The organism is Extibacter sp. GGCC_0201 (assembly GCF_017566055.1).
Classification (GTDB): Bacteria; Bacillota; Clostridia; order Lachnospirales; family Lachnospiraceae; genus Extibacter.
The window spans coordinates 64,915-82,791 of the sequence record NZ_JABFCH010000013.1 but is presented as its reverse complement, the minus strand read 5'-3'; the positions used below and the strand labels follow the sequence as shown (position 1 = coordinate 82,791).

The following is a 17,877-nucleotide window of genomic DNA, read 5'->3' as shown; positions in this document are numbered from 1 at the left end:
TCAGGGAGCATAAAGGGCTGCTGCTTCGCCGGCCGCCGCCGGCATAAGGCAGCGGCCCTTTATGATACTGCCTCTACTTCTTGTATCCGCCTTCTTCCGCAGCTTGTTCAAAGGCTTTCTGCGTTGCGGCCAGCGCTTCATCCAGGGTGATTTCGTCCGTCACATAGGCAGCCAGAGATTCCGTCATCTTATCACCGGCCTCCTGGAATTCAGGAATCGCAATGTACTGCAGCCCCACATAAGGAACCTCGTCTTTACACGGATTGTTAAAATCAAGGTCGGAAAGCGCATCCAGTGTCGGCTTTGCATACGGCAGATCCTTGTACGCATCCAGCTCATAGGTAGATGCTCTCACGCCGGACGGGGTGGATGCACCGCTCGGGTCCTTTTCAAGGGACAGATTCACGTAATCTTTGGAACATGCCCATACCATGAAGTCGAACGCAGCCTGCTTCTTTTCATCGGCAGAATTCGGGTTGATATTCATCCCCCAGTTCCAGAGCCATCCTGAAGGAGACTGTGCATATCCTACTTTCCCTTTGATAAGGGAATCGTCTGCTTCCAGATTAGGCCCATTGGATGTCGCGTCATACCAGATGCCGCACTTGCCGGAATTCATGAGGCTGATGCATTCGTTATAAGTGTACGTAATGATGTCGTCCTGCCCTGCATCACGGAGAATATTCTTATACATCTCCCATGCGGCCCTCTGCTCGTCTGTCTCTACCGTGGCATTCCAGTCCATATCATAGAACTTTCCGCCCATGGCATTGACGATGGTGACAAAAGGAGCTCCGCTCATGCCCCATCCTGGCGCGCCGCGCATCGTCATGCCTGTGATTCCTGCCTCCTCATCGTCGACGGCCACCGCGATATCGTAGATGTCTTCCCATGTTGGATTCTCCGGCATAGACACTCCGGCATTATCTAGCAGCTCTTTATTGTACATGAAGAAGCTTGCCTCTCCAAAGAACGGGAGCGCGTAGACGTCCCCCGTCTCCGGATCTGACAGGGAATCCAGCATACTTGGGAAGATATCATCCAGATCCAGTGATTCCTTCTGTTCATCCGACATCTTGTCGATATACGGCTGCAGATTCTCCGCCCATCCATATGTAATCCAGAAGTTCGCTTCATAAGGGCCTGTAAAATAGATGTCGTAAGTCGTACCGCCCGTAGATGCCTCCAGCGTCGCTTTCTCACGCAGGTCATTTTCCGGGAGCACCGCAAAATCCAGCTTGACCCCCTTCTCGTCATAGTATTCCTGAGCCAGCTTGACAAGGTTGGATACAATCGGATTGTTCAGTGTAGCGATGGATACCACGATCTCTTCACCAGACGATTCTTTGCTCTTTTTTTCGTCCTTCTTTCCTGCACAGGCTGCAAGCCCCGTACACATGCACAATACAATCAGAAGTGCCAATATTCTTTTTTTCATAAACTTTTTACCTCCTTGATAATTTATAATAATCTGCCGACCGCACCCGGCTGTGCAGGAGGGCCCTCAGCCCGCACCCGGAATGTCCGCCTTCAGAATTATTCAAATGTAAACACGACTTTGACAGAACCGTTCCCCTTTCCGCTCTGTTCAAAAGCTGTCTCATAATCTTCCAGGGCAAACTTATGGGACACGACACCGTCCGATTTAAGCGCCCCTGTGTACAGACCTTCTATCGCCTCCGGGAAACATCTGTGGCTCAGGCTCACCCCATACATGTCAAGCTCTTTGCCATCCCCGATGACACTCCAGTCACATGTGACCGGCTCGAGGAACAGGCTGAACTCGATGAACCTTCCCCCCTTGCATATTACATCCAGTCCCTGCTTCACGCTGGACGGATGACCGGTCGCCTCTATGTATACGTCACATCCGTATCCGTCCGTCATATCCATTATCTTCTCCTTCAGATTCTCCCGGAGAGGATTGATCGTCACATCGCATCCGAATTCTCTCGCCTTTTCAAGCCGTTCCTCGTTCAGATCCAGTGCGATGAGGCGCTTCGGGTTCCTCTTCCTCGCCGCAGTAATCATGCCGAGTCCCAGACACCCGGCTCCCGAGATGACGACAATATCATCCTGGCCCGGTGCGGCCCGGCCGACGGCATGCATAGAACAGGCATAGGGCTCAATCAGCAGTGCTCGTTCCAGAGGCATATCCTCCGGTATCTTATAGACAAGAGACTCTTTCGTGAGCTTTGCGTATTCCGCAAAACCACCGTTCAGATAATATTTGAATCCATATACGTTGTGAGGAACACACAGATGGTATCTGCCTTCTTCGCAATATCTGCACGTCCCGCATGGCGCAATCTGCTCTACCGCTACCCGGTCTCCGACTTTGAAACTGCCGTCCGCGATTCCATATGTCTCCTTTTTCTCGGTCCTGGAACCAATCTCCACAATACGCCCTGTGAATTCGTGTCCGCCGATGGCCGGCACTTCGAGATAAGGAGCGCTGCCTTCGTCCCCCCAGAACACGCTGCCGCCATGATACGCCTTCAAATCCCCTGCACAGATACCGCAGCCCTCGACCTTGATGATCATCTCCCCTTCACCTGCCGTGGGCCTGTCCACTTCTTCATAACGGTAGTCATGAACACCGTATGTAACAAGCGCTTTCATCTTAGACTGCATTTGCATAGCCTCCTTTTCTTCACGCGATACAGATATACGGTCAATTGATTTTCTTCATTCTATGAAGCAAAACGCTCGCTGTCTACAGACAAAATGTTCATTCTGACCTGATACCCTTTATTTTTAAATAGCTTTTGTGCAATTTGCACATAGTTCCAAAATGCAACATAATGTTGATTTTTCCTTGTAAACTCATATTGTTTTTTATTTAAATCTTGAAAAGATTTATTTTTCACTTGCAGTTGTTGGTAAAATAGTAGAAAAGGATGTGAATACTATGGATAATCTGAAAAAGCTCAGAATACAAAGAGGCTTGAGCCAGCAGCAGCTGGCAGATCTGCTGCATACAAGCCAGCAGTCGATATATAAGTATGAAAAGGGAATTGCAGAACCGAATCTGGAGACATTAAAAAATATGGCGGATTATTTTGAAACTTCTATCGACTACCTTGCCGGATTTACTTCTATTCCCCATAAAATCGAACCCGTGGCAGAGTATGACCTGAATTCTGATGAACAGGCCCTGATTGAGAAATACAAGAAGCTAAGCCCGAGAACCCGGGCAATCATGCACATAATTATAGACGAATACTTGCACAGCTCCTGAAGATGACATACATAAATGCTTTCTTGACATCCCTAATCACGCTATCTATAATCATTATAAGATTTGCAAAAGGGGGGATTCTCAATGAAGGCAGCATCCAGGCAGTCGCTCATCTATGATTATATCAAGAAACACGGCGAGGTATCTATCAACCATATTGCCGGTTATTTCAACATATCGCCTGTCACGGTGCGCAGATATGTGGACAAGCTTCAGCAGAACGGGCTCGTCTCACGAAAATACGGGAAAGCTCTCATAGCTGACAACAGTAAGGCAGAGCTTTCTTTTTGTTATCGTTCCATGAAAGGTACTGAATATAAGCAGGCGATTGCCCGCCTTGCACTGCCCCACCTTCTGGAGTCGTCCTCCGTCTTTCTGGATGCGAGCACGACCGTGCTCGAGCTGCTCAAGCTGCTCCCCCGGACCCATTCCCTGACCGTCTACACAGCCAGTACAGCTATCCTGAGCTATCTGAAGGACTATCTAAATGTCACCTTGTTCATCATGGGCGGCTATCTCTCACATACCGATGGCGTCACCCTTGACTCCGAGGTCACAATCAATACGGCCCGTCAGATATATGTGGACGCGGCCTTCATCTCCTGCGGAGGGTTCTCCGCCGGGGGCTTCTTCGACAATGCGACGACCGGAATCGATGTGAAAAGAACCATACTACAGAACTCGGCTCACAACTATCTGCTTGTGGACCACACGAAATTTAACTCAAACGGAATCTTTCTCGTAGAAACATGGGCCCCGATACAGACCCTCATCTGTGATGCCTCCTTTGACAAAAAAACGGAAAGGCTTCTTGAAACGAAAGAGGTGCATATAGAATATCCCAAATATAGGATTCATAATACGTAAATCAGATACCCCGTCAAATTGGGGTATCTGAATTGTAGCACAGTCTGGTGCAAAGTGCAACGGGGAAATCAGTAAGTGGCCGCATTCCACCTGAGTTCGTTCTTAAACTGGCGTATCGTCGTGTCTCTGTCGATGTATACTGCCTCGATTCCCATGGCTTCTGCCCAGTCACCCATCTGTTCTGCGCTCAGGTCATAGGAGAATGCCGTATGGTGTGCGCCTCCCGCCAGAATCCATGCTTCTGCCCCAGTCTGAAGATTTGGCTCCGGCGTCCAGAATGCAGTGGCAACCGGAAGTTTCGGCATCGGCTTTTCTGTCTTTTTACAATTTACGTTGTTGATGATAAGCCGGAACCGGTTCCCCAGGTCAATGAGCGATGTCGCCACAGCCGCGCCTTCTTTTGCCTTAAATACAAGACGGGCCGGGTCTTCTCTGTCACCCATGCTGAGCGGCTGGCACCGGATGCCAATTGGACCTTCCGCAATCGACGGGCACACTTCCAGCATATGAGCCTGAAGGATTCCTTCTTTACCCGGAACGAGGTTATATGTATAATCTTCCATGAAGGAAGTCCCTTTCGCATCTTTCATCCCCTGCGTCATAATCTTCATGATACGAACCATGGCTGCCGTCTTCCAGTCTCCCTCGCCGCCAAATCCGTATCCTTTTTCCATGAGCCTCTGGATGGCAAGTCCGGGGAGCTGTTTTAAGGAGCCAAGGTCGCCGAAATGCGTGACAATCGCCTGATAGTCCTTTTCTTCCAGAAACCGTTCAAAACCGATCTCTATCTGGGCCTGCACAGCCGCATGCTCACGGAATTCCTTCTCGTCACGGCCTTCCGGCAGTATTTCATATCTGTCGTAGTATTCCTCTACCAGCGTATCGATGTCTCCTCTGGATACCGCTGCGACTGCTTCCGCTATCTCATTGACAGGATACGCGTCCACTTCCCATCCGAATTTGATCTGCGCTTCTACCTTATCCCCTTCGGTTACTGCCACATTACGCATGTTGTCGGCGATGCGCATGACACGCACATGGCTGCTCTCGATGATTCCTACTGCTGTGCGCATCCAGGCGCCTATTTTTTTCTGGACCTTAGTGTCTGCCCAGAAGCCGACCACTACCTTCCGCTCCATTTTAAGGCGGCTGAAGATATGCCCGTATTCCCGGTCACCGTGAGCCGCCTGGTTCTCATTCATGAAATCCATGTCAATCGTATCGTATGGTATCTCTTCATTGAACTGCGTGTGCAGATGCAGCAGCGGCTTTCTGTACTCCTGCAGGCCGAGGATCCATGACTTTGCCGGGGAAAACGTATGCATCCATGTGATGACGCCTGCACATGTATCATCATTGTTGGCCTCATTGAATGTCTTTCTGATCAGCTCATTCGTAATCAGCGTCGGTTTCCAGACGGCCTCATACGGAAGATTGCCGGAGGCGTTCAGCGCTTCCACTATTTTACGGGAATGCTCCGCGACGTGGGCCAGGCATTCTTCCCCATATAAATCCTGAGATCCGGTACAAAACCAGAACTTATACTCTTTCCTTTTCATCATATATCTGTCTCCTTCAAGTTGTGCTCATTTACTTCTGCTGCCTTAACGTCTCTATCGCTGCTCTTTCTATTGGAAAGCCAGCCGCGTATCGATGTATGAATGTCTCATAGCCTTCTACATCTTTTGGATCAGGTTCTGCCTTCGTACCTGCATCGCTGCCAAATACATTGGCGGCCAGCCAGTCAGCCAGATTCTCCTTCGTCCTCTCCCGCCTGTAAGCGGCCAGAAGCGCGATTCCCCAGGCTCCGCCTTCTCCGGCTGTCTCCATGACAGATACCGGCGTGTCGATGGCAGCCGCCAGAATCTTCTGGCCCACCTCTTTCGTCTTGAACAGACCGCCATGCCCAAGCATCGTATCCAGCTTCACTCCCTCGCCTTTGAGCAGGATATCCATCCCTGTCTTAAGCGCTCCGAGTGACGTAAAGAGATGGACGCGCATGAAATTAGCCAGATTGAACCTGCTCTGCGGCGTCCGCACGAACAATGGCCGGCCCTCTTCAAATCCGGTGATATGTTCCCCTGAGAAATAGTTATATGCCAGAAGACCTCCGCAGTCCGCGTCGCCTTCGAGCGCTTTATGATAAAGCATGCCGTACAGCCCGCTCATATCCACATCTATCCCGAAGCTCTCTGCAAATTCTCTGAATAAGCCTACCCAGGCATTCAGGTCAGAGGTACAGTTGTTACAGTGCACCATGGCAACGAGGCTGCCATCAGGGGTCGTCACCATATCAATCTCCTCATACACCCTGGACAGCTCTTTTTCCAATACTGCCATGGCAAATACGCTTGTGCCTGCCGATACGTTACCGGTACGGACAGCCACGCTGTTTGTCGCCACCATGCCCGTTCCCGCGTCCCCTTCCGGTGCGCAGAGCCCGATTCCTGCCTTAAGGCGTCCAGACCGGTCCAAAAGCCTTGCTCCTTCTTCCGTAAGGGCACCTGCATCTTCTCCGGCAAGGAGCACCCGGGGAAGCAGTTCTTCTAATTTCCAGGGGTAATGCTTATCTGACACCAGTCCGTTAAACTGCTCGATCATCCTGCTGTTGTAGTCTCCTCGCTTGACATCGATGGGAAACATGCCCGAGGCGTCTCCTACTCCCAGCACCTTCCTTCCGGTCAGCTTCCAGTGTACATAGCCCGCCAGGGTCGTGAAGAACCGGACATCCTCCACATGCTCTTCTCCGTTCAATATGGCCTGATACAGATGGGCAATGCTCCACCTCTGGGGAATATTATAATGGAATACTCCCATAAGCGCTTTTGATGCCTGCTCTGTAATGGTATTGCGCCAGGTGCGGAAGGGAACAAGCAGTTCATCACTATCGTCAAATGCCATATACCCGTGCATCATAGCACTGATTCCAATCGCCCCTACATGCTCAAGGACAATCCCATACCGGCTGCTTACATCTTCCGCCAGCTTACTGTAGCAATCCTGAATCCCCGCCCACACATCATCCAAATCATAGGTCCAGATACCGTCCACATACCGGTTCTCCCAGTCATGGCTTCCGGATGCGACGGGCTCGTTGTCTTCTCCTGCAAGCACCGCCTTGATACGGGTTGAGCCAAGCTCAATGCCCAGTGCGGTCTTCCCGCTTCGTATCGCTTTCTTAACATCACTCATATTCCAACACCTCTCCTACTGGGAAGTCCCTTTTTTCCGTGCCATGACAATACTCTGAATGATAAGGAACAGACAGAGCATTGCAGCTATCGTAATTCCTGTCCACCACGCCTGATCCAACCCTGCTGATGATACGATATTCTGTATCAGGCTGAGCGACAGCACCCCGAAGAGGGTACCGACTATATTGCCGACTCCGCCGGTCAGCAGCGTACCTCCGATAATCGCGGAGGCGATGGCATTCATCTCCATTCCGCTGGCATGTGAAGCAGCTCCGCTCCCTACGTGAAGGAAGTATACATATCCGCCGATACCTGCCAGAACTCCACAGAGCAGATGCGCCAGGAATCTTGTTCTCTTTACATTGATTCCGAGCATCAGCGCACTCTGCCTGTTGCCTCCCACTGCGTAGAAACCACGGCCGAGCCTGGACCATCTGAGCAGGACGAACAGCAGGGCGACAAGCAGCAGCGCGACGACCACGCCGATTTCAACGTAAGCGTCTACGTACTTCCCGATTCTGTTTACCGATCCCATGCCCGGTACGGTGATACGCGTCTCTTTTAAAGCTACGAATGCCTCGTTCTGCACGTTGAATGGGTTCGTATGTACAATCGTGGTCATACCGCGGGCAAAGAACATCCCCGCCAGCGATACGATAAACGGCTGGATATCCAGATATGCTACCAGGAATCCCTGCACAAGGCCGAATCCCAGTCCGATGCCAAGGGCAATCAGCGCAGAGACGAAGATATTGCCGTCCTTGTAATCCAGGTATACCGCACAGCACATGCTGACCAGCGCCGCTACTCCTCCGACGGAGATATCGATGCTTCCGGTGACCATGACAATGGTCAGGCCGCAGGATGCGATAATCAGTGCCGCATTTGCATTCAGTATATTAAAGAATGTCTGCGGTTTCAGGAATCCCGAACCCTGGAACAAGATTGCGCTGACGTACATCAACAGGAATACACCGATGGTGATTACGAGCAGCAGATTCGTATCGGACATTGATTTTATGCGCAGCCGTCTGACGCCTGCAGGCTGCTTATCAGTCATTGCCATAGGAACCAACCTCCTTTTTCTTTACTGTCATCTTCTTGAATGCGGATGACATCTTATCTCTTACAGCCGGTGCACTTATCACTACGAGCACGATGACGACGATTGCCTTATATGCAGACAATGCATCTGACTTTACATTGAACTTATAAAGCGTCGTTGTCAGAAATTGTATTACATAGGCACCAAGGACAGACGCTGTCATGTTAAACTTGCCGCCGCTTAGGGCATTTCCCCCGAGCGCGACCGCAAGGATTGCATCCATCTCGATATCTTTGGCGATGACCGAGTAGTTGATGGATGAGATACGGCTTACCTTGATCAGTGCGGCCACCGCAACGCACAGGCCAAGGATTACAAAGCTCAGGAACTTGATAAATGCCGGGTTCAGGCCATTTAGCCTGGAAGAGCTTGCATTGATTCCGACCGCCTGCGTATATAAGCCCAGGTTCGTGAACTTCAACACAAGTGCTGTCAGAATGATGCAGCCCAGTGCGATGAAGAATGGTGTGGGGATCGGTATTCCGGGTATGAACCCTCCAAAATAGGTAAAGCTCTCATCGCTTACGACCGGCAGCTCATTATTATTGATCCATGCCGCTACAGAACGTCCTGCCGTGAACAGAATCAGCGTGGCTACCATAGGCTGGATGTTGAATCCCGCAACCAGCATTCCGTTGAAGGCTCCAAAGAGCATCGCAACCACGCAGGCGACGAGGAAGGCCACGATAATCGGTGCCTGCAGCTCATCCGGCCTTGAGTTCGTGCCACAGAGCACACGCAGGATTACCGAGCCTGCGATGGCAATCGCCGCGCCTACGCTGATATCCTGCCCGCCTGACGCCGCCGTGACGAGCGTCATGCCAATGGCAAGTATTGCAAGCTCTGAACCGTAATCCAGGATTGTTATCAGGTATCCAGACAGGACGTGATTGCCTGCACTGTTGACGTCCATTGATATCTTAAAAAAAGACGGGTCTACTATCAGGTTAAATACAGCCAGCAGCAAAAGTGCCGCTATCGGGATGAATATCTGCTTACCGGCTATCCTGCCCACCACCTGATTCATAGTTGGTCTGTTTGTATTATTCTTCTGCATTCTCTTTGTCACCTCCGGCAATCATACCCATGATACTGCTCTGGGTCAGGTCTTTGCCCGAAATCTCACCCACCATCTTGCGATCCCTCATGACAATCAGGCGGGAACAGGTACGGAGCATTTCGTCTGTCTCAGAAGAGATGAATGTGACACTCATACCTTCTGAAGCAAGTTTCAGTACTAATTTCTGTATCTCGATCTTGGTGCCTACGTCGATACCACGTGTCGGTTCATCCAATATCAGATAATCTGGATGCGTGAAGAGCCAGCGGGCAAGTATCACTTTCTGCTGGTTCCCTCCGGAAAGCGATTTGATCGGTGTATCCGCGGATGCCGTCTTGATATCGAGAAGCTTGATGTACTCATCTGCAATCTCATTAGCTTTCGCTCTTGAGAACGGTTTGAAGAATCCCTCCAGCACCTGGGCCGCCAGAATAATATTGTCACGTACCGAAAGGTCTCCTACTATGCCATCTCCTTTGCGGTCTTCCGGAAGGTAGGCGATGCCGTTCTTCATCGCATCAATCGGTTTGGATATCTTTATCTTCTTTCCATCCTTCTTTACGGTTCCTCCTATGACTCTGTCCGCACCGAAAATAGCGCGGATACATTCGCTTCTCCCCGAACCGAGCAGTCCGGTAAATCCATTGACTTCCCCTTTTCTTATATTGAAATCAAATGGTTTGATACCCGCATCACTCTGGAGCCCTTCGGCTTCTAATACAGGGGGGACGGAATCATCCTGCTTATACATCAGGCTCTCATCCCTTATCTCCTCAGCATCATCCAGCTCCTTCCCGAGCATCTTTGCAACGAGCTGTACACGCGGGAGGTCTTTGATCGCATATTCGCCCACCAGCTTTCCGTCACGCAGGACCGTAATCTTATCGCATACCTCATACACCTGCTCCAGGAAATGGGTAACAAAAATGATGCCTACCCCTCTTGCCTTCAAATCACGCATGAGCCCGAATAATTTCTCCACTTCCTGCTCATCCAGAGAGGAAGTCGGCTCATCCAGAATCAGCACCTTGCAGTCCATATCCACGGCGCGTGCTATGGCGACCATCTGCTGAATCGCGATAGAGCAGTCCGAGAGCTGCTGTGTCGCCCTGGCCGGTATGTCAAGCGCTTTCAGCATCTTATCTGCCGCCTCGTTCATCTTCTTCCAGCTATGTCCCAGAGCCTTTCCGCGGCCAATGTGCATGTTTTCGGCCACCGACAGGTTCGGGCAGAGTGTAATCTCCTGATATACTGTGCTGATTCCGAGATTCTGTGCATCCTGCGGAGAACGGATTACCGCCGCCTTATTAAGCCCTTTCAGGTATATCTCCCCTTCATCTTTCATATAGACGCCGGTCAGAACCTTGATCAGGGTAGATTTGCCTGCTCCGTTCTCGCCCATCAGCGCATGTATCTCACCTTCACACAGCGTAAAATCTACCGCCTGCAGGGCACGTACTCCGGGAAAGCTTTTATGGATATTCTTCATTTCTAATATAGCATTCTCTTTCACCAGTGCATTCACCTCTAATCTCTTTTCATAAAAGGGCCCGGGAGCGTATTTACTGTCCTGTACGCTGCGCCGCGCCCTTGTCAAGCGGATAATCCGCTTTGCTGCCTAGTTCCTGTATCAGATGCCGTACTTCTCTACATCTTCCTCTGTAATCGTAGTGGCATCGAATCCTTTTTCATCCATGATGATAGTCTTCTCTTCCACTTCGCCGCCGTCTTCAATCGTCTTGATAACTTCATCTATGTAAGATGCCTGGAACGGATTGCACTGTCCGTCGTAGTTCCAGTTCTGTGCAAGCAGTTCTTCCAATGCCCACTTGTTGCAGTCAAATCCCATAATTATCACGTCTTTGCCTACGCCGTGAGAGATGTTGGCCTTGTCAAGCGCTGCTACGGCACCTTTGGCCATGTCATCATTCTCTGCATAGATTACGTTGAACTCTTCACCGGAATCGATAGCTGATTGGACAATCTGCTGTGCTTTCTCTGCATTCCACTCTGCCGTCTGCTGTGTAACGATATTCCAGCCTTTATCCTTGGCTGCCGCATCAAGCGCTCCGGAACGTCCTTTCTGTGCCGCGGAACCCATAACGCCCTGGATATGGATGATGTTGTATGCGTCAAGTCCCTGTTCTTCCAGCCAGTTGACTGCTGTCTCGCCTTCTTTTTCCATGTCTGAGACGATGGATGCTTCGTACAGGCTCTCGTCTGCGTCAATCGTGCGGTCAAATAAGATAACTCTCGTCCCTGCATCCTGGGCATCCTTCAGGACAGAATCCCATCCGGCCGTGTCAGCCGCTGAAAGGAGAAGGTAATCGACACCGTCCTGGATGAACTTCTGGGCTGCGGTGATCTGCTCATCGTTCTTAAGGCTGTAAGCGAAGGAAGCGTCATATCCGTTTTCCTTTGTAAACATCTCTTTCATATCTTTGTCATTCGCCGTACGATATCCGGACTCGTTCGGGTCGTTATTGATAATGCCGACTTTAATCGTACCGTCCCCGGAATCTTTCTTTTCGGCATCATCGTCTGATGATCCGCCTGATGATCCGCATCCTGCCAGACCCAATACCATAACAGCTGTAAGCAATACTGCAACAATTCGTCTTTTCATAATTTTTACCCTCCTGGTTTTCATAGTTCACTGTAGCGGGGCCCCGCCTCTTTGTAATTCAACCTTATCACCCAGGCTTCCACATATCAATCTGTAATCCCGCGCATTTTAGAGGTTTATTAGTTTTTTACAATACAGCTTTTCTGTGATATAATATAATTTAAATACAACTTTTCACCTGTTGTATGTTATTTTAAGATACAAGAAGGAAAATTTACGATTTTAATAGATTTATGCATGACAGTCATATGTCATCTTTCGCTGTCCGTACTGTGAACTTCATTCGGAGCGGGGCAAAAGGTATGATTTTTATTCTTCTTTTATGTTTTTTTCCTATCATTCGGACAGAAGATATCAACTATTTTTCAATTTTTTACGGAGGTGCCCCATGGCAATCAAGTACAAATGGCTTGCCGGCCGGCTCAGGGAACTGATACCCGATTATATCGGCAATGGACGCAGTAAACTGCCGTCAGAGCAGGAGCTTTGCACAAAGTACAAGGTCAGCCGCCAGACGGTCCGCTTTGCGCTGGCGCTGCTGGAAGAAGAGGGTCTGATAGAAAAGAAACGGGGGAGCGGCTCCTACATCACCGGTCTCTCCTTTGGCCCTTCGGCAAATGAAATCGGGATTCTGATGTCCGATGACTCAGAATACATATATCCCGGTGTCATAAATGACATACGCACTACCCTGACACAGAGCGGATTTTCCGGCAAAGTATACGTGACCCGCAACCGGTTCCAGAGCGAGCGCCAGATATTGTCTGAACTGCTCGACGCGCCTCCCCGCGGAATCATAGTGGAGGGCAGCAAAAGTGCTCTTCCAAACCCGAACCTGGATCTCTACCGCAGGCTGATTAAGAAAGGGTGCATCGTGCTGTTTCTTCACAACTATTATCCGGATCTGAACGACTGCCTGTATGTGAAGGATGACAATACCGGAGGCAGCGCGCTGCTTGTGAGACATCTGGTGGAACAGGGGCATACTGCCATCGGCGGCATATTTAAATCAGATGACCAGCAGGGGCCAGAGCGTTTTCGGGGATTTATCGAAGCCATGAGAGACGCCCATCTGCCTGTTCCCGATGAGCGAATCGGCTGGTTTGATTCCCGGAATCTGGATAAATTACAGCGCTTTCAAGACACAAAGTTTCTGAAACGGTTCGTGCTGGAATCACTGGATTCCTGTACTGCCGTCATCTGCTACAATGATATGATCGCGTATTTCCTTATCAAGGAGCTAGGCCTTGCCGGTTACCGGCTCCCTGACGATATGGCATTGACCGCCTTTGACAATACGTACTTAAGCAGTTCCGGCATACTGTATTTTACCACGCTTACCCACAGGCCGCATGAGATGGGGACCGCTGCGGCGCAGATGATGATCCGCAGATTAAAAGGATCTCCTGCCATATCGCAGGAGATTCCATGGAGAATCAATCTGAAAGAAAGTACGACAGAGAATATCGGACTTATCTAGTCCTTTTTGCTGTTCCGGTATTCTCTCGGGCTTAAGCCCTGGGTCTTCTTAAATACGAAGCTGAAATAATGGGAATCCTTATACCCCACTTCCAGTGCAATCTCGCCGGAAGACTTATCCGTAGCCCCAAGCAGCTTCTTCGCCTTTTCCATCCGCTTCTCCGTGACATACTCGATAAACGTTTTCTGCATGTTCTGGCTGAATACGGCGCTTAGATAATTGGCGCTCACATCCGTCTCCTCTGCCACACTGCTTAAGGACAGGGATTCCCGGTCATAATTCCTGTCTATATATTCCAGTGCATGCCTGAGCAGTCTGCCGCTCTGATAGCTGCTTTTTCTGTCGCGAATGCATATTGCCGCCCGGAGCGTATCTACAAAGTAGTCAAAGACTTCCGCAGGCTTCATATGCATATCCCGGATACCGTTGTCCATCTCTTTTTCATAGTCTTCCTGTGCCGCCCCGATAGATTCCATGAATGCCATGACCGTAAATCGAATGTTGAGCACTACATAATCTCGGAACATTCTGGACTCCAGCGCTTCCCTGATACCTTGCAGATACGATTCCACAAAGTCATGAATCTCGCTGCTGTTACCTCTTGACAGAAAGTCACGGATAATCTCCGGTGCTATTTTGGACGGGTTCACATTCCCTATATTATTCTCTTCCCGCGGCATAAGATAATCCGCAAGCGTCGCCTCTGTCAGGAGGTGAAGGTCCGGCATGATAAAACGATATGCGAAGTAGTGGTTAACCTTTCTATAGCAGTCCGAAAGCAGGCTCAACCGCTCCACCGGGCTGCCAGCCGCGACATACCAGTCCATCTGCCCCTCTTCCGGCCCACATACTTGCCGGATATGTTCCAGTGCCTTATCCGTCAGCTCCTCCATCTGCTCGTTATCGGCCTTCACGAGCACCCCATAGCAGTTGGCATTCCACCGGAACGGTATATACTGGGGATGGCGCAGGAAATAATGCAGCACTTCTTCCTGCTTTCTGATTAACCGGTCACCACGGCCGCCAGCCAATATACCGGCCTTTTCCTGCATGCAGAGGAACAGAAGGTTATAGCTTGACGCCGAAAGCTCCATGGACAGCCTGGCCGCTTCCTCGTAAATCTCCTTAACGGATATCTCTCCTCCTCCGAGCACTTTTTCAAAAAACTGCCTCCGGGAAAACTGTTCATATTCCCGCATTTCGTTTTGATATTGTATCCGGTATGCGTCCTGCTGCACATCCTGAACAATCTTATCTTTCAGTTCCAGCAATACTTTTCTGAGGTCCGCTCTTGTCACCGGTTTCAGCAGGTACTGGTCCACACCTGCCTGGATGGCCTCTCTTGCATATTCGAAATCGTCATAACCGCTGATGATGATAATCTTTATCCTAGGGAATTCGGCCCTTACCATCTTGCTTAGAGACAGTCCGTCCATAAATGGCATCTTTATATCGGTAATAAGCAGATCTGGCCTTGCCTTGCGTATGAGCGGAAGCGCCATCTCCCCGTCCGCCGCCTCTCCCACGAACCGGTATCCATACTGTTCCCACGGAATCTTGTCGCGTAAGCCTTCCCTTATCACGCTCTCATCTTCTACCAAAAACACTTTTAACATTATTTTCCCTCTGTTTCCACTAATAAGATCTGTCGTCGATAACGCTGTCTACATTTTTCTTTGTAAATACCCGTTCCGAGACAAAATATTCTTTCTCTGCACGTTCTCCACTTTCCAGCGTCTTGATTACCTTCTCTATATATGTACCCTGTTCCGGGTTGCACTCGATATCAACATTGATAATTCCTTCTTCTACCTTCTCCAGTGCCGACTTTGTGGCATCAAAGGAGATTACGATGATGCCGCCTTGCGTCCCCGTCGTCATCCCGGCTTCCTGAATCGCTTCCAATGCCCCAAATGTCATATCATCATTCTGGGATACCACGACATCGATGTCCTCATACTTATGCAGCATTTTGTTCATCTCTTCCTTCCCCTTGGCAGTTGTAAAATCAGCATCCACCTGTTCGAGTATGTTCCACTTGTCATGCTGTGCCGCGACAGAATCGAATCCTTTCGTGCGTCCGATGACTGAACTGCTGCCATTCGTCCCCTGCAGAACAACGATATTTACCGCCTCACCGCCCCGGCCCTCTTCTTCCAGGTATCCGGAAAGCCAGCGGCCTGCCCTTTTCCCTTCTTCCGTAAAGTCAGAACCGACCCAGGCGGTATAGAGGGACTCATCTTTTACATTTACTTTCCGGTCCATCAGGATGACTGGTATCCCCGCATCTTTTGCCTCATTTAGTACCGTGTCCCATCCATCTTCTACGATGGGCGAAAATACAATATAGTCTACCTGCTGAGATATAAAGCTGCGTAGTGCTTTGATCTGGTTCTCCTGTTTCTGCCTGGCATTGTCAAATATCAGAAAATACCCGTTCTCTTTGCTGAACGTGCTTTGTATCGATGCAGTGTTGGCCGTCCTCCATACCGATTCGCTGCCTATCTGCGATACTCCTACCACAATCAGGCTGTCATCCTTGGGAGTGATCGTATCCTGTCTGTTCTCTTCCTTCAAGTCCTGCCCGCACCCAGACAGCAACAGCAGCACGGCCAGGACAGATAAAATCAGCCGTGTATTCCTCTTTGCCCTCTGTTTCATATGTCATCTCTTCCTTTCCTTCTGCGGCTCTTCTGCCTTGACTGCCGGGATGGTAATCTCCACCGTTGTCCCTTCTCCTTTCACGGAGCGGATGGTCATACCGTATTCGGGGCCGAAGTACATATGAATCCGTTCATTTACATTGGCAAGTCCGAAGCCTTTCTTCGTCTCACCGCAGGGCCGTTCTATCTCTTCCCTGAGCTGTTCAAGTTCCTCAGCATCCATGCCCACTCCGTCATCACTGACTGTAAGGTAGATGATATCGCCCTTTTTTTCTCCGCTGATACAGATATTGCCTTTGGCCCTCTTGCATTTTATACCATGGTAGAGTGCATTTTCCACGATAGGCTGTAGCGTAAGCTTCAATATCTGATACTCATACAGGAGAGAATCTATCCGAAATTCATATTCTAATATATCATGGTAGCGCATCTCCTGAATCTCCAGATAACTTCGTATATGCTGCTCTTCCTGCCCTATGGAGATGAATTCTTTCCCTTTGCTGAGCACCAGCCGGAAGAAGTCGGACAGCGTGACCACCATATCTACCGCCTGTTCCGTTTCGTTGCACTCGATCAGCCAGACAATCGTATCCAACGTATTGTACAGAAAGTGAGGATTGATCTGCTCCTGCAAAAGCCGCAGGTCTGCTCTTCTCATCCTCTGCTCGTCTTCCTTCACCTTACTGATCAGCCCCTGCATATTTCCTGCCATATTATTGAATCCGTGGGCCAGCACCTCAATCTCGTCCCCGGAATCTGCACTGGCCCGCGCTTCAAAATCTCCTTCCGCTATCTTCTCGGTGGCAACATAGAGCTCCCGTATGGGCCGGAGGATTCCCGATGCTATCAGGACCGTCACCACTGTCACCGCCGCTACGAGAAGGATGACCAATATGATGCATATGACGATGAAATCATTCATCTGACGGTTGAGGTTATTGGTAACCTCTTCCATGCTCTGCGTCTGATAGTATATGTAATACTGGATGTCATCCTGAATGAGTTCTGTCAGAATATATATATTGTTGTCCAGCTCTTCTATATTCTCATCGTACCGCTCGCCGGCGGATACGCTCTCTACAATATCATCCACCCTCTTCTCCAAGGTGTCGATATTGCGCAGCAGGCTTCCCAGCCAAAGCCTGCTCTCCTCCTCCGTCGTTATATCCATAAGCTTCGTGAATTCGCTGCGAAGCTCATCAATCATGACGTATGGATCCTTCAGCGTGTCTTTCTCCGATATGTTGTCAAACGTAACATATCCGACCACAAGCTTGTACAGGCTCTCATCCATCTCCTCTTTGAAATCCAGATTATAATTATTGGCAATGGTAAGGTTCCTCACAATATCATCATAGGCACGGCTGTAATTCGTCATTGAGATGAGCAGGTACACGACCATAATCAGGAAAGGCAATGCCGCCATCGCCGTGAGCATCATTATCTTGTTTTTGATAGGAAACCGTATCTTGTTATCCCCGGATTTCTTCCTGAAAAAATTTTCTCTCTTCATCCTGCCCTCCATTTCATCCATTTTATCATAACGTACAGCAAATGGAAAGAAGGCAGCATTATGATTGATACATGTAAGCTTTACAAAGTGGGGCTTCATAGCAAAACCGGCGCAGCCAATGCCGCGCC

Annotated in this window: 14 protein-coding genes; 3 read left to right on the top strand and 11 right to left on the bottom strand. The window is 49.7% G+C overall.

Going from position 1 to position 17,877, the window contains the following annotated elements; genetic code table 11:
• Nucleotides 1-73: 73 nt before the first annotated feature.
• Complete coding sequence (locus HJV72_RS10420) at nt 74-1,438, bottom strand: ABC transporter substrate-binding protein (RefSeq protein ID WP_208070794.1); 1,365 nt, start codon at nt 1,436-1,438, stop codon at nt 74-76.
• A 98-nt stretch (nt 1,439-1,536) separates the two neighbouring features.
• Entirely contained in the window at nt 1,537-2,634 is a 1,098-nt protein-coding gene (locus tag HJV72_RS10415) for an alcohol dehydrogenase catalytic domain-containing protein (protein WP_330618946.1), read from the bottom strand.
• A gap of 277 nt (nt 2,635-2,911) precedes the next feature.
• Between HJV72_RS10415 and HJV72_RS10410 the strand changes: the two genes are divergently transcribed.
• Both HJV72_RS10410 and HJV72_RS10405 read left to right on the top strand, forming a co-directional pair.
• Nucleotides 2,912-3,241, top strand: a complete 330-nt coding sequence (locus HJV72_RS10410; RefSeq protein WP_208070792.1) for a helix-turn-helix domain-containing protein — start codon at nt 2,912-2,914, stop codon at nt 3,239-3,241.
• 84 nt (nt 3,242-3,325) lie between these two features.
• Nucleotides 3,326-4,108: a DeoR/GlpR family DNA-binding transcription regulator gene (locus HJV72_RS10405; RefSeq protein ID WP_208070791.1), complete on the top strand. Its 783-nt coding sequence runs from the start codon at nt 3,326-3,328 to the stop codon at nt 4,106-4,108.
• A gap of 68 nt (nt 4,109-4,176) precedes the next feature.
• Here the strand turns inward: HJV72_RS10405 and araA are convergent, their stop codons facing one another.
• The 6 genes from araA to HJV72_RS10375 all read right to left on the bottom strand — a co-directional run bounded on the left by araA (nt 4,177) and on the right by HJV72_RS10375 (nt 12,093).
• Entirely contained in the window at nt 4,177-5,670 is a 1,494-nt protein-coding gene (araA, locus tag HJV72_RS10400) for an L-arabinose isomerase (protein ID WP_208070789.1), read from the bottom strand.
• Between the two features lie 28 nt (nt 5,671-5,698).
• Nucleotides 5,699-7,300, bottom strand: coding sequence for a xylulokinase (locus tag HJV72_RS10395; RefSeq protein ID WP_208070787.1), 1,602 nt, complete (start codon nt 7,298-7,300; stop codon nt 5,699-5,701).
• A gap of 15 nt (nt 7,301-7,315) precedes the next feature.
• Nucleotides 7,316-8,368 carry an ABC transporter permease subunit gene (locus HJV72_RS10390; protein ID WP_208070786.1) on the bottom strand — a complete coding sequence of 351 codons (1,053 nt, stop codon included), beginning with the start codon at nt 8,366-8,368 and terminating at the stop codon, nt 7,316-7,318.
• Nucleotides 8,355-9,464 (bottom strand): ABC transporter permease, encoded by a 1,110-nt coding sequence (locus HJV72_RS10385; RefSeq protein ID WP_208070785.1) that lies wholly within the window; start codon nt 9,462-9,464, stop codon nt 8,355-8,357. Before HJV72_RS10385 ends, HJV72_RS10390 begins: the two co-directional genes overlap by 14 nt.
• Nucleotides 9,451-10,956, bottom strand: coding sequence for a sugar ABC transporter ATP-binding protein (locus HJV72_RS10380; protein ID WP_208070830.1), 1,506 nt, complete (start codon nt 10,954-10,956; stop codon nt 9,451-9,453). Before HJV72_RS10380 ends, HJV72_RS10385 begins: the two co-directional genes overlap by 14 nt.
• Before the next feature lie 141 nt (nt 10,957-11,097).
• Nucleotides 11,098-12,093 (bottom strand): ABC transporter substrate-binding protein, encoded by a 996-nt coding sequence (locus tag HJV72_RS10375; RefSeq protein WP_208070784.1) that lies wholly within the window; start codon nt 12,091-12,093, stop codon nt 11,098-11,100.
• A gap of 388 nt (nt 12,094-12,481) precedes the next feature.
• On the opposite strand from HJV72_RS10375, the gene HJV72_RS10370 reads away from it, so the two are divergent.
• A complete protein-coding gene (locus tag HJV72_RS10370; RefSeq protein WP_208070783.1) occupies nt 12,482-13,573 on the top strand; it encodes a GntR family transcriptional regulator in 1,092 nt (363 codons plus the stop codon).
• Here the strand turns inward: HJV72_RS10370 and HJV72_RS10365 are convergent.
• From HJV72_RS10365 to HJV72_RS10355, 3 genes are read right to left on the bottom strand one after another with little or no spacing between them, the layout of a single operon-like run.
• Nucleotides 13,570-15,189, bottom strand: coding sequence for a response regulator transcription factor (locus tag HJV72_RS10365; RefSeq protein WP_208070782.1), 1,620 nt, complete (start codon nt 15,187-15,189; stop codon nt 13,570-13,572). The two genes, HJV72_RS10370 and HJV72_RS10365, sit on opposite strands and share 4 nt — an antisense overlap.
• A gap of 19 nt (nt 15,190-15,208) precedes the next feature.
• Complete coding sequence (locus HJV72_RS10360) at nt 15,209-16,234, bottom strand: ABC transporter substrate-binding protein (RefSeq protein ID WP_208070781.1); 1,026 nt, start codon at nt 16,232-16,234, stop codon at nt 15,209-15,211.
• 3 nt (nt 16,235-16,237) lie between these two features.
• Nucleotides 16,238-17,749 (bottom strand): sensor histidine kinase, encoded by a 1,512-nt coding sequence (locus HJV72_RS10355; RefSeq protein WP_208070779.1) that lies wholly within the window; start codon nt 17,747-17,749, stop codon nt 16,238-16,240.
• Nucleotides 17,750-17,877 lie beyond the last annotated feature (128 nt).